Origin of the sequence: Stenotrophomonas geniculata ATCC 19374 = JCM 13324, assembly GCF_001431625.1 — a bacterium.
GTDB lineage: Bacteria > Pseudomonadota > Gammaproteobacteria > Xanthomonadales > Xanthomonadaceae > Stenotrophomonas > Stenotrophomonas geniculata.
On the sequence record NZ_LLXT01000098.1, the window covers coordinates 1 to 12,177 of the forward strand.

Here is a 12,177-nt window from a genome sequence, read left to right on the forward strand (position 1 = left end):
TTACGGCGTCCCCCGCAACCGGGCCCACCCCGCCATCCCACGGAATGCCCGCTTTTGCCGTTGCCGTGGACGTTGCTTCGGCGGGTGCAGGGCGCAGCCCTGCAAACCCTCCCCACCCTTACGCTGCGATGCGCAGGATCGGCTTGAGCGTGATTCCCTTCGTACTGTCCTCCGCCGCCTGGTTGATCTGTTCCAGCGGGTAGAACTTCACCAGCTTGTCGAACGGGAAGCGGCCCTGCAGGAACAGCGTGACCAGCTGCGGAATGAACACCTGCGGCACGCTGTCGCCTTCCACGATGCCGCGGATGCTGCGACCACCGAGCAGCAGGTTGTTCACATCGAAACTGGCGGTGGTGCCCAGCTTCGGTGCGCCGACCACGCCCATCATGCCCAAGCCGCCCAGCGCCTCGATACCCGCCGACAGCACCTCGGGGCGACCGGTCGATTCCAGCGCGAAGTCCGCACCACCGCCGGTGATCGCGCGTACGGCCTCGATCACGTCGGTCTCGCGGCTGTTCACCACGTGGGTGGCGCCCAGTTCCAGCGCCAGCTCCAGCCGCGAGGGCACTACGTCGATGGCGATGATGGTGGTGGCACCGGCCACCTTCGCCGCCATCACCGCGCTCAGGCCCACCGCGCCGGCACCATAGCTGGCGAAACTGCTGCCCGAGCGCACCTGCAGCGAATTGAGCACCGCACCGGCACCGGTCTGGATGCCGCAGCCGAGCGGGCCCAGCAGTTCCAGCGGCGCATCGTCGGGTACCTTGATCGCGTTGATCTCGCGCGCGATGGCGAAGGTGGCAAACGAAGACTGCGCGAAGAAATGGTCGTGCAGCGGCTGACCCTGCGCATCGGTGATCGCGGTATGGCCGTGGCCATCGTCGCCACCAAAGTTCAGCGCAAAGAAGTCCTTGCAGTAGGCACCGTGGCCGCCCCGGCAGGGATTGCAGTGACCGCAGGCGCCATAGGTCAGCACCACATGGTCGCCCACCTTGAGGTCGCGCACGTTCGGGCCCACCGCCTCAACGATGCCAGCCCCCTCATGGCCGAGCACTGCCGGCAGCGGCACCGGGTAGTACTGGTCGCGCACGATCAGGTCGGTATGGCACAGGCCCGTCGCCACCACCTTCACCAATACCTCGTCGTCCTGCGGGCCACGCAGCCGGGCCTGCTCGATGACGAAGGGCTGTTCTTTGCCGCGGACCACGGCGGCGGTGATCTCGTGGGTTGTGGTCTTGTCGTTCATCGTGATGGCTCCTTCGATCAGATCGGGTAAGCGGGCGCTTCGCCCTTGACGGTCAACCACTGCCACTGGGTGAACTCTTTCCCGTTGGCGGGGCCACCGATGCTGGTGCCGTTGCCGGACGCACCGACGCCGCCGAAGGGATTGATCACCTCGTCATTCACGGTCTGGTCGTTGATGTGCAGCAGGCCGGTACGCAGGCGCTCGCCGATCTTCAGCGCGCGGCCGACGTTGCTGGACACGATCGCCATCGACAGCCCGTACTCGCTGTCGTTGGCCAGGCGCACGGCATCGTCGTCATCGTCGAACGGCACCACCACCGCCACCGGTGCGAAGATCTCCTCGTTGAACGCCGGATTGTCGGCGGAGACGTTGCCAAGCACGGTCGGTGCGAAGAACAGATCGCGATGGGTACCGCCCGCCTCCAGCGAGGCGCCGGCCTGCACCGCCTGTTCGACCACGCGCGCGGCGTGGTCACGCTGGCCGGCATTGATCAGCGGGCCGATCGCCACGTCTTCGCGCGCCGGGTCGCCCACCTTCAGCAAATTGGCCTTGGCCACCAGCTTCTGCAGGAATGCGTCATGGATCTTCCGCTGCACCAGCACGCGGCCGGTCGCCATGCAGATCTGGCCCTGGTGCAGGTAGACACCCCACGCGGTGTTGGCCACCGCCAGGTCGAGGTCGGCATCGTCGAGAATGATCAGCGAGTTCTTGCCGCCCAGCTCCAGCGAGACCTTCTTCAGGTACCTGCCCGCCGCTTCGCCGACCTTGCGTCCAGCGGCGGTGGAACCGGTGAACTGGATCATCGCCACGTGCGGATCGCTGGTCAGCGCTGCACCGGCCGCGCCATCGCCGGGCAGCATGTGCAGCACGCCGGCCGGCAGACCGGCCTGTTCGAACAGGCGTGCGATCACCGCGCCGCCGCACACCGCCGTGCGCGGGTCCGGCTTGAGCACCACGGCATTGCCCAGCGCGATGGCCGGCGCCACCGCGCGCATGGCCAGGTACAGCGGGAAGTTGAAGGGCGAGATGACGCCGACCACGCCCAGCGGCCGGCGTCGCGCCAGGTTCAGCCGACCCGGCTCGGAGGGCAGGACCTCGCCGGTGCTGCGCGACGGTAGCGCCGCAGCTTCGTGCAGCGCCTTGATCGTCACCTTCGCTTCGAAGCCGGCCTTGAGCCGTGTCGAGCCGCTTTCGCGCACCAGCCACTCCACCAGGGTGTCGATGTGTTCCTCGGCCAGGCGTGCCGCGTTGCGCAGCACCTCCGCGCGCTGCTCGTAAGGCGCTGACGCCCACGCCTGTTGCGCCTGTGCAGCGGCCGCCGCCGAACGCGCTACCTGCGCCGGGTCGGCCAGGCCGATTTCGCCGAGGGTGTTGCCGGTGGCCGGCTCGATCACCGGCTGCCGTTGCTCGGCCGCCTGCCAGTGACCATCGAAGAAGGCGCCGGCCCAAAGGGCATCCGGCAGCCACGGAGAAGATGCAGTCATGGGTGTCCTCCTGTGTCGTGCGTCCATTCCACGCCCGCCGTCCGCGACAGGCAATCGGCCATCCAGCGGTCGCCCGCAAGGGCTTGAATCGGCGGGAATTTCCAGCATGGCGACTGTCCAGTTCCTGCACAGTGAACAGCGCGGCAGCGGCACACTGCCTACAATGTCCGCCCCGCCAGCCGACGTGCCCGCCATGACCGACACCCACCTGCCCACCGATGACCCGATCGCCGCCACCCGCCTGTGGCTGGAGCGCATCGTCATCGGCCTGAACCTGTGCCCGTTCGCCAAGGCGGTGTACGTGAAGGACCAGGTCCGTTTCGTGCTCAGTGATGCGACCACGCCCGAAGCGCTGGTCGAACAGCTGGCCGAGGAGCTGGTGCTGCTGCGCGATACGCCGGCCGAGCAGATCGACACGACGCTGATCGTGCATCCGCAGGTGCTGACCGACTTCCTCGACTACAACGATTTCCTCGACAACGCCGACGCGGCAATCGAAGCGCTGGACCTGCAGGGCATCCTGCAGGTGGCGAGCTTCCATCCGGACTACCAGTTCGAAGGCGTGGCCGCCAACGACGCCAGCAACTACACCAACCGTGCGCCCTTCCCCACCCTGCACCTGCTGCGCGAGGACAGCGTGGCACGCGCGGTGGACGTCTATCCGGACCCGGACGTGATCGTCGAGCGCAACATCCAGACCCTGGACCGCATCGGCGTGGACGGCTGGCATCGCCGCCTGCGTGGCGAAGACCTGACGTGAGCACGGTGCCGCCGATTGCCGCATGGCCGGCCGCGCCGCTGTCGGGCAAGGTGGCGCTGATCACCGGGGGCGCCAACGGTATCGGTCGCGGTATTGCCCAGGCCGTGCTCGGTGCCGGGGGCCGCGTGCTGATCGGCGACCTGGACGTGGAGGCCGGCGAGGCGTGCCTGGCGGAATGGCAGCGCGGTGATGACGCCGCGTTCCAGCGCCTGGACATCACCGACGAAGCCAGCGTGCGCGACTTCATCGCCGTGGCGCTGCAGCGTTTCGGCCGCATCGACGGATTGGTCAACAACGCGGGCATCGCCGGCCCGCACGGCACGCGGCTGCAGGACATGGCGTGGGATGAGTGGCAGCGCCGGCTGTCCTCGCTGCACGGCGCGTTCCTGTGCAGCAAGCATGCATTGCCCGCGCTGACCGCCAGCGCTGCCGGTGCGATCATCAACATCGCCTCCACCCGCGCCTGGCAATCCGAAGCACATAGCGAAGCCTATGCCGCGGCCAAGGGCGGACTGGTGGCCTTTACCCATGCGCTGGCGATCAGCAGCGGCCCGGCGGTGCGGGTGAACAGCATCAGCCCTGGCTGGATCGGCACCACTGCGTGGCAGGCACCCTCACGGCGCCATGAGCCTGAGTACTCGGCCATCGACCATGCGCAGCACCCGGTCGGCCGGGTCGGCCAGCCCGAGGACATCGGCGCGTTGGCGGTGTACCTGCTGTCGTCACTGTCCGGCTTCACCACCGGCCAGGACTTCGTCGTCGACGGCGGCATGACCCGGAAGATGATCTACGCCGAATAAGCACCGCTTTCCGGTGGGTGCGGACCTTGGTCCGCACCATTGCCAGGAAGTGCCAACCAAGGTTGGCACCTACCGGAGCGGTTTACGCCATGCCCGAATGGCGCAGCAGCGCGTCGATCTGCGGTGCGCGGCCGCGGAAGGCCTTGAAGTTCTCCGCCGCCGGGCGGCTGCCACCCCGCGACAGGATCTCATCGCGGAAGCGTGCACCGGTTTCCGCGAGCGCCTGCGGCGCTTCCTCGAACGCGGCGTAGGCATCGGCGCTCAGCACCTCTGCCCACTTGTAGCTGTAGTAGCCGGCCGCATAGCCCCCCGCGAAGATGTGGCTGAACTGGTGCGGGAAGCGGTTCCAGGCCGGCGGATGGTTCACCGCTACCTCCGCGCGCACCCGATCAAGCAGCGCCAGCACGCTGTCCTGCGCCGGTTCGAACTGGCTGTGCAGCAGCATGTCGAACAGGCCGAACTCCAGCTGGCGCACGGTCGCCATGCCGCTATGGAAGTTGCGTGCAGCCAGCATGCGTTCGTACAGCGCGCGTGGCAGCGGCTCGCCACTGTCCACATGCGCGGTCATCCCCTGCAGGTGCTCCCATTCCCAGCAGAAGTTCTCCATGAACTGGCTCGGCAGCTCGACCGCGTCCCACTCCACGCCGTTGATGCCGGCCACGCCCAGCTCGCCGATGCGGGTCAGCAGCTGGTGCAGGCCATGGCCCATCTCATGGAACAGCGTGGTCACTTCGTTGTGGCTGAAGGTAGCCGGCTTGCCATTGGCACCGCGACCGAAGTTGCACACCAGGTAGACCAGCGGCGTCTGCACACTGCCGTCCGCGCGCACGCGGCGGTTGCGGCAATCATCCATCCACGCGCCACCGCGCTTGCCTTCGCGCGCGTACAGGTCCAGGTAGAACTGGCCAACCAGTGCGCCCTGCGCATCGACCAGACGGAAGAAGCGCACATCCTCGTGCCACACTGGCGCGCTGTCCTCCTGCACACGCAGGCCGTACAGCTGCTCGATCACCGAGAACAGGCCGCCCAGCACCTTCGGTTCGGTGAAATACTGCTTCACTTCCTGCTCGGAATAGCTGTAACGCGCCTGCTTCAGGCGATCGGCGGCGAACGCCAGGTCCCAGGCCTGCAGCTGCTCGATACCCAGTTGCTCGCGCGCGAACTGCTCCAGCTCGGCACGGTCCTTGGCCGCGAACGGTTTGGCGCGCGAGGCCAGGTCACGCAGGAAACCGAGCACTTCGGCCGGGTCCTGCGCCATCTTGGTCGCCACCGAATAATCACCATACGAACCGAAGCCAAGCAGCGCGGCCAGTTCCGCGCGCAGGGCCAGGATGCGGTCGATGTTGCCGCTGTTGTCCAGCGCGTCGTCGCCGAATTCGGACGCACGCTGCGCACTGGCGCGGTACAGGATCTCGCGCAGGTCGCGGTCCTCGCCCCAGGTCTGCACCGGCAGGTAGCACGGCATCTGCAGGGTCAGCTTCCAGCCGGCCTTGCCATCCTTCTGTGCTGCGGCATGCGCGGCCGCCTTCACATCTTCCGGCAGGCCCTTCAGTCGCGCTTCGTCCTCGATGATCAGCGACCACGCATCGGTAGCGTCCAGCACGTTCTGCGAGAACTTCGCCGACAGTGCCGACAGCTCCTCCTTGATCGCCGCGAAGCGCTGCTGCGCCTCCGGCGCCAGCTCGGCACCACCGAGGCGGAAATCACGCAGGGTGTTGTCCAGCACCTTGCGCTGGGATTCGTCAAAGCCTGCGGTTTCCGGGCTGTCGGCCAGCGTCTGGTACTGCCGGTACAACGCCAGGTTCTGGCCCAGCGCGCTGGCGAAGCGGGTCACCCGTGGCAGGTTGCTGTTGTAGGCCTCACGCAGTTCCGGGGTGTTGACCACGCCCTGCAGGTGGCCGACCAGGCCCCAGGCACGCCACAGCCGCTCGGTGGCATCGTCCAGCGGGGCAACGAAGGTCTGCCAGGTGACCGGCTGCACCTGCTCGGCCGCGCTGACGGCGGCTTCGGCCGCGGCCAGCAGCACGTCCAGCGCCGGCGCCACGTGCTCGGGGCGGATGGCCTCGAAGCGCGGCAGGCCGGAAAAATCGAGCAGGGGGTTGGCAACGGTCACGGCAGATCTCCAGGGTACGGGCCCGGCAGGCGGGCAGCCCAGTAGATATGGCGCTGGCAGGCGGGGCTGACAAGGGGGCGCGGCCCGGTATTCACGTCGGCCTTACGGTCGCGGTTCGAAGCTCTGGCTGCGGGGGAGTCCGCAGCGGTACGCACCGAACGAGGCCCTACATGGAAGGTCTGGCTGCAGTTGCATCCGCCTCACCGGCCCGGTCACTGGCATTGTCCGCCAGCCCGGCCGAACTGACCTGGATCGCCGCATTGTGCGATGCCGACGACGACGCCCCGCGTCACCTGCAGCAATTGCAGGCTGTGCTGCAGCAGGGCGGCACGTTCAGCGATGCCCAGGAGTGGTACCCGTTCGAAGTGATCGAACGCGGCGCCAGCCAGCTGCGGCTGGGCCATGAGCGCGAGTTCGTGATCTGCGTGCTGCTGTGGCTGCAGGCGCTGGCCCAAGGCCGCGCCAGCATGCTGGACCCGAGCCTGCACCTGGATGATCGCGCGATGGACATCGAGGCCTTGCCCGATGCGCTGCGTGATGCGGTGCTGGATGCGTTCACCGCGGCGGGGTATTGAGACGCCCTCGTGATCGCCGGGCGTGGCCCGGCGACAACGTCAACCGACCTACAGCGCCTCCAGGCTGCACCACGGCAGTTCCGGCAACCCCTGCCCGGCCACTGCGGCGGCCAGCTGTGCATCGGCGCCCTCAACATCAATGCCCTGCCGCGCGTACCATGCCGGGTCGTAGTAACTCTGCGCGTAACGCTCGCCGCTGTCGCACAGAATGCTGACGATGCTGCCCTGATGGCCCGCCTCGCGCATCCACTGCGCGGCCTGCAGCACACCAATGAAGTTGGTGCCGGTGGAGCCACCGACGCGGCGGCCGAGCTGGCGGCTGACATGGCGCATCGCGGCCAGGCTCAGCGCGTCGGGCACCTTCACCATCGCATCCACACTGGTCGGGATGAAGCTCGGCTCCACCCGCGGCCGGCCGATGCCTTCCACGCGCGAACCGCCGCTGCAGGTCAGGCCACGCCAGTCCTGCTCACCGGCCACGGCGGACTGGTATCCGTCGAAGAACACCGATACTTCCGGGTCTGCACAGAGGATGCGGGTGTCATGCCGACGGTAGCTGACATAGCGGCCCAGCGTCGCTGCGGTACCGCCGGTGCCGGGGCTGCACACGATCCATTCCGGAACCGGGCTCGGCTCTTCCGCCATCTGCTTGAAGATGGACTCGGCAATGTTGTTGTTGGCCCGCCAGTCGGTCGCGCGCTCGGCATAGGTGAACTGGTCCATGAAGTGGCCGCCGGTTTCACGGGCCAGTTTTTCCGATTCACCGTTGAGGTCGCAGGCACGCTCGACCAGATGGCAGCGGCCACCGTGGAACTCGATGGCGGCAATCTTCTCCGGCGAGGTCGTGGCCGGGATCACCGCAATGAACGGCAAACCGAGCAGTCGCGCGAAATAGGCTTCGGAGACAGCGGTCGAGCCACTGGACGCCTCGATCACCGGCCGCCCTTCGCGCAACCAGCCATTGGTCAACGCATACAGGAACAGCGAGCGCGCCAGCCGGTGCTTGAGGCTGCCGGTGGGATGGCTCGATTCATCCTTCAGGTACAGGTCGATGCCCTCGAACCCGGGCAGCGCCAACGGGATCAGGTGGGTATCGGCGGAACGGTTGAAATCGGCTTCGATCTTGCGGATGGCAGCGGCCACCCATTCACGCTGCGACATGGCGGGCAATGCTCAGAACGGAACGGTGCGATCCGCCCATTGTACGTCGCGGTGCCGTCAGGTGACGGCCGGTAGAATGACCCCATCCGGCCTGCAACGGCCCTGTCTGAAGGACCTCCCCCATGACCATTCCCGCCCTGCGCGATGTCCCCGGCGTCGCCGCCCAGGCCCCGGCCGAAACCACCGGCTTCGTGTTCAACCACACCATGCTGCGGGTCAAGGACATCACCGCCTCGCTGGACTTCTACACCCGCGTGCTCGGCTACCAGCTGATCGACAAGCGCGACTTCCCGGACGCCCAGTTCAGCCTGTACTTCCTGGCCTACGTACCGGCCGGTACGGTGGTGCCGGAAGACGATGCCCAGCGCCGCCTGTGGATGGCCGGCCTGCCGGGCGTGCTGGAGCTGACCCACAACCACGGCACCGAGACCCAGGACGGCGCGGTCTACCACGACGGCAACAGCGACCCGCGCGGCTTCGGCCACATCTGCGTGTCGGTGCCGGACATCGAGGCCGCCTGCCAGCGCTTCGAGGACCTGGGCGTGACCTTCCAGAAGCGCCTGACCGACGGCCGCATGAAGAACCTGGCCTTCATCAAGGACCCGGACGGTTACTGGGTCGAGATCATCGCCAACGTCTGACCCGGAAAGGGGCACAATTCCGGTAGCGCCGGGCCATGCCCGGCGGCCTTGAGCAGGCCGCGCTGCGCGCTCGCCGGGCACGGCCCGGCGCTACCGACTCCGTCCCCTTTTTTACGAGGTTCGTATGGAAACGATGGAACTGCACCGTGGGCGATTGATCGACCACATCCAGCTGGTGGTGCGTGACCTGGCCGCCAGCCGCCACTTCTATCAGGCGGTGTTCGATACGATCGGCATTCCAATCGCCGGCGAAGGCGATGATTACTTCTGGGCCGATGAGCTGTTCATTTCCAGCGCCAGCAGCGAGGCTGCCGCCGGCCAGCTGACCGGCCGCCACCACCTGGCGTTCCAAGCGCGCGACAGCGCCACCGTTGATGCCTTCCACACTGCAGCCATCGCCGCCGGCGGCACCGACAACGGTGCACCGGGCGAACGCCCCTACCATCCGGGCTACTACGGCGCGTTCGTGCTCGATCCCGATGGCAACAACATTGAAGTGGTCTACCACGGCCCAGCCAAGTACAGCGCCGACTCGGTGAAGGTCACTTTCTGATTTCACCGATGCCGTGAACGAAGAAGCCGGGCAATGCCCGGCTTCTCTGCGTCCAAGGATCCAGTCCTCAGTGCGCCGCCATGTAGATGTCCTGCAGCACGGCCTTTTCCAGTTCCAGTTCGCCCAACAGGTTCTTCACGATGTCGCCCAGGCTGAGGATGCCGACCAGTCGGGTGCCTTCAGTGACCATCAGATGACGGCGCCGCGAGTACGTCATCAACGACATGGCCTGCTTCAGGGTGGCCTCCGGCGCAATGCCTTCCAGACCGGTGGACGGCAGGCTGGAGATCACCCGGCGGCCGGCCTGCGGGCCGTCGTCGGCCAGGGTACGCACGATGTCCTTTTCGGAAATGATGCCGACCGGGGCATCGTCCTTCATCACCACCAGCGCAGCGATCTTGTTCGCGCTCATCTTGTGGGCGGCGGCACCGATGGTGTCTTCGGCGTCGATGGTGATGACAGCTTCTTTCTTGGATTGCAGGAGTTCGCGGACGTTCATTCTTGTTTCCTGGTGCAGGTCACTAAGTCAAAAAGTGTGCTCTTCCGATACGCCCCCTCCCCGGGAACAGACCTTTCAGCGCACGTCTGGCGCACCCGGCTGCCACTTGGAATGGATCGGCAGACGACGTGCTGCAACGCGAACGAGGTGGGCTCAACGGCGCAACCCGGCCCTCGGTCAAAGTGATTCTACGACTGCGACCATCGGTCACTACCGGCATCGATGGGACAGTTCGTCGTGGGAACCAACTGACGATCCAGAGAATGGCACCGCGGCTGAAACCGCCGCTGAATACTGGCGGTGCCACGCGTTAAAGATTGAGTGCGCCCTGCCGAAGGCGGACAAAGCACGCGGCGGCCGTCCCACTTTCCACAGCTACCGACGCAAACGAAAGGGGCCGCGCAGGCCCCTTTCGCATACAGCATCCAACAGCGCCGGGAGAGCTTTACTCCACCGTCACGCTCTTGGCCAGGTTGCGCGGCTTGTCCACGTCGGTGCCACGTGCCAGCGCCGTGTGGTACGCCAGCAGCTGCACCGGAATGGTGTGCACGATCGGGCTGAGCACGCCGGCATGTCGCGGCGTACGGATCACGTGCACGCCTTCGGATGCGTTGAAGTTGCTGTCCTGGTCGGCGAACACGAACAGCTCGCCGCCACGCGCACGCACTTCCTGCATGTTCGACTTCACCTTCTCCAGCAGGCTGTCGTTGGGCGCGATCACCACCACCGGCATGTCCTCGTCCACCAGCGCCAGCGGGCCATGCTTCAGTTCACCGGCCGGGTAGGCCTCGGCGTGGATGTAGGAGATTTCCTTGAGCTTGAGCGCGCCTTCCAGCGCGATCGGGTAATGCAGGCCGCGGCCCAGGAACAATGCGCTGCTCTTGCGCGCGAAACGCTCGGCCCAGGCAGCGATCTGCGGCTCCATGTTCAGCGCGTGCTGCACGCTGCCCGGCAGGAAGCGCAGCTGCTCCAGGTAATCCGCTTCCTGCGCCGCGTCGATGCGGCCATGCAGCTTGCCCAGCACCACGGTCAGCTGGAACAGCGCGGCCAGCTGGGTGGTGAAGGCCTTGGTCGAGGCCACGCCGATCTCGGCGCCGGCGCGGGTGTAGCAGACCAGTTCGCTGGCGCGCGGAATCGCACTTTCCGGCACGTTGCAGATCGACAGCGTGTGCTTATGGCCCAGCGACTTGGCGTACTTCAGCGCTTCCATCGTATCCAGCGTTTCGCCGGACTGCGAGATGGTCACGATCAGATGCTTGGGGTTCGCATAGGCCGCGCGATAGCGGTACTCGCTGGCGATTTCCACGCTGCACGGCAGGCCGGCGATGGCCTCGATCCAGTAGCGCGCGGTCAGGCCGGAGTAATAGCTGGTACCGCAGGCGATGATCTGCACGCCTTCAATGCCCGACAGCACGGCTTCGGCGTTCTTGCCGAACAGCTCGGCCGGGAAACCACCGGCGTCGATCGCCGCTTCGATGGTGTCGCCCAGCGCGCGCGGCTGCTCGTGGATTTCCTTCTGCATGAAGTGGCGGTACGGGCCCAGCTCCAGCGAAGCCAACGACACATCGGACAGATGCACGTCGCGCTCGATGGGCTGGTCATGCTCATCGAAGATGCGCACGCCGTCACGGCGGATTTCGGCGGTGTCGCCTTCCTCCAGGAAGATCACCTTGCGCGTGGCCGAGATCACCGCCGAGACGTCGGAGGCGACGAAGTTCTCACCCTCGCCCAGACCGACCAGCAGCGGGCAGCCCATGCGCGCACAGACGAAGCGCTCCGGCTCGGCACGGCTGACCACGGCCAGCGCGTAGGCGCCGGTCAGTTCCTTCACCGTGTGCTGCAGCGCCACCAGCAGGTCGTCGCCGTCCTTCAGGTGATGGTGGATCAGGTGCGCGATGACTTCGGTGTCGGTCTGCGACTCGAAGGTGTAGCCCAGCGCGCGCAGTTTCTCGCGCTGCTCTTCGTGGTTCTCGATGATGCCGTTGTGCACCAGCGCCACGCCGTGGCTGATGTGCGGATGCGCGTTGGCCTCGGTGACACCGCCATGGGTGGCCCAGCGGGTGTGGCCGATGCCCAGCACCGCGTTGAAGCCCTCGACCTCGGCCGCAGTGGCCATTTCCGACACACGACCGGTACGACGCACACGACGCACATCGCGGCGCTCACCCTGGTCGATCACCGCGATACCCGAGGAATCGTAGCCACGGTACTCAAGGCGCTTCAGACCCTCGATCAGCACCGGCACTACGTCGCGATCAGCGATCGCACCCACGATTCCACACATGTCACGCGTTTCCTTGAAGACGATCGCCGCATTCTAGCCTGCGTGTCCGGCTTCCCCCTCC

The 12,177-nt window shown here is 66.5% G+C and carries 11 protein-coding genes; 5 read left to right on the plus strand and 6 right to left on the minus strand.

Translation table 11 applies throughout. The features are described 5' to 3' along the window. Positions 1–118: 118 nt before the first annotated feature. Both ARC63_RS09265 and ARC63_RS09270 read right to left on the minus strand, forming a co-directional pair. Positions 119–1,246 carry an NAD(P)-dependent alcohol dehydrogenase gene (locus tag ARC63_RS09265; protein WP_043401040.1) on the minus strand — a complete coding sequence of 376 codons (1,128 nt, stop codon included), beginning with the start codon at positions 1,244–1,246 and terminating at the stop codon, positions 119–121. 17 nt (positions 1,247–1,263) lie between these two features. Next, positions 1,264–2,730: a benzaldehyde dehydrogenase gene (locus tag ARC63_RS09270; protein WP_057503089.1), complete on the minus strand. Its 1,467-nt coding sequence runs from the start codon at positions 2,728–2,730 to the stop codon at positions 1,264–1,266. Positions 2,731–2,923: 193 nt separating this feature from the next. Here ARC63_RS09270 and ARC63_RS09275 point away from each other — a divergent pair, with 193 nt between their 5' ends. Then, complete coding sequence (locus tag ARC63_RS09275) at positions 2,924–3,490, plus strand: DUF1415 domain-containing protein (protein WP_029550892.1); 567 nt, start codon at positions 2,924–2,926, stop codon at positions 3,488–3,490. Further along, positions 3,487–4,290: an SDR family oxidoreductase gene (locus tag ARC63_RS09280; protein ID WP_019338850.1), complete on the plus strand. Its 804-nt coding sequence runs from the start codon at positions 3,487–3,489 to the stop codon at positions 4,288–4,290. Before ARC63_RS09275 ends, ARC63_RS09280 begins: the two co-directional genes overlap by 4 nt. A gap of 82 nt (positions 4,291–4,372) precedes the next feature. Here ARC63_RS09280 and ARC63_RS09285 read toward each other — a convergent pair whose 3' ends face one another. Then, entirely contained in the window at positions 4,373–6,403 is a 2,031-nt protein-coding gene (locus tag ARC63_RS09285) for a M3 family metallopeptidase (protein WP_057503090.1), read from the minus strand. A gap of 170 nt (positions 6,404–6,573) precedes the next feature. On the opposite strand from ARC63_RS09285, the gene ARC63_RS09290 reads away from it, so the two are divergent. Further along, entirely contained in the window at positions 6,574–6,978 is a 405-nt protein-coding gene (locus ARC63_RS09290) for a hypothetical protein (RefSeq protein WP_010481352.1), read from the plus strand. A 48-nt stretch (positions 6,979–7,026) separates the two neighbouring features. On the opposite strand, the gene ARC63_RS09295 is transcribed toward ARC63_RS09290, so the two are convergent. Continuing rightward, positions 7,027–8,139 (minus strand): PLP-dependent cysteine synthase family protein, encoded by a 1,113-nt coding sequence (locus tag ARC63_RS09295; protein WP_049452857.1) that lies wholly within the window; start codon positions 8,137–8,139, stop codon positions 7,027–7,029. A gap of 122 nt (positions 8,140–8,261) precedes the next feature. Between ARC63_RS09295 and gloA the strand changes: the two genes are divergently transcribed. Beyond that, positions 8,262–8,780, plus strand: a complete 519-nt coding sequence (gene gloA, locus ARC63_RS09300) for a lactoylglutathione lyase (RefSeq protein WP_057503091.1) — start codon at positions 8,262–8,264, stop codon at positions 8,778–8,780. A gap of 124 nt (positions 8,781–8,904) precedes the next feature. Continuing rightward, positions 8,905–9,333: a VOC family protein gene (locus ARC63_RS09305; protein WP_057503092.1), complete on the plus strand. Its 429-nt coding sequence runs from the start codon at positions 8,905–8,907 to the stop codon at positions 9,331–9,333. Between the two features lie 67 nt (positions 9,334–9,400). Here the strand turns inward: ARC63_RS09305 and ARC63_RS09310 are convergent, their stop codons facing one another. Both ARC63_RS09310 and glmS read right to left on the minus strand, forming a co-directional pair. Beyond that, positions 9,401–9,832, minus strand: a complete 432-nt coding sequence (locus ARC63_RS09310) for a CBS domain-containing protein (protein WP_010481344.1) — start codon at positions 9,830–9,832, stop codon at positions 9,401–9,403. 445 nt (positions 9,833–10,277) lie between these two features. Then, positions 10,278–12,116, minus strand: coding sequence for a glutamine--fructose-6-phosphate transaminase (isomerizing) (gene glmS / locus ARC63_RS09315; protein ID WP_057503093.1), 1,839 nt, complete (start codon positions 12,114–12,116; stop codon positions 10,278–10,280). Positions 12,117–12,177: the final 61 nt, after the last annotated feature.

What these genes read in the sequence shown, in the direction of transcription:
- ARC63_RS09290 (WP_010481352.1), top strand. Translation starts at nt 6,574, where the DNA reads ATGGAAGGTCTGGCTGCAGTTGCATCCGCCTCACCGGCCCGGTCACTG.
- gloA (WP_057503091.1), top strand. Translation starts at nt 8,262, where the DNA reads ATGACCATTCCCGCCCTGCGCGATGTCCCCGGCGTCGCCGCCCAGGCC.
- ARC63_RS09310 (WP_010481344.1), bottom strand. Translation starts at nt 9,832, where the DNA reads ATGAACGTCCGCGAACTCCTGCAATCCAAGAAAGAAGCTGTCATCACC.
- ARC63_RS09295 (WP_049452857.1), bottom strand. Translation starts at nt 8,139, where the DNA reads ATGTCGCAGCGTGAATGGGTGGCCGCTGCCATCCGCAAGATCGAAGCC.
- ARC63_RS09305 (WP_057503092.1), top strand. Translation starts at nt 8,905, where the DNA reads ATGGAAACGATGGAACTGCACCGTGGGCGATTGATCGACCACATCCAG.
- ARC63_RS09275 (WP_029550892.1), top strand. Translation starts at nt 2,924, where the DNA reads ATGACCGACACCCACCTGCCCACCGATGACCCGATCGCCGCCACCCGC.
- glmS (WP_057503093.1), bottom strand. Translation starts at nt 12,116, where the DNA reads ATGTGTGGAATCGTGGGTGCGATCGCTGATCGCGACGTAGTGCCGGTG.
- ARC63_RS09265 (WP_043401040.1), bottom strand. Translation starts at nt 1,246, where the DNA reads ATGAACGACAAGACCACAACCCACGAGATCACCGCCGCCGTGGTCCGC.
- ARC63_RS09270 (WP_057503089.1), bottom strand. Translation starts at nt 2,730, where the DNA reads ATGACTGCATCTTCTCCGTGGCTGCCGGATGCCCTTTGGGCCGGCGCC.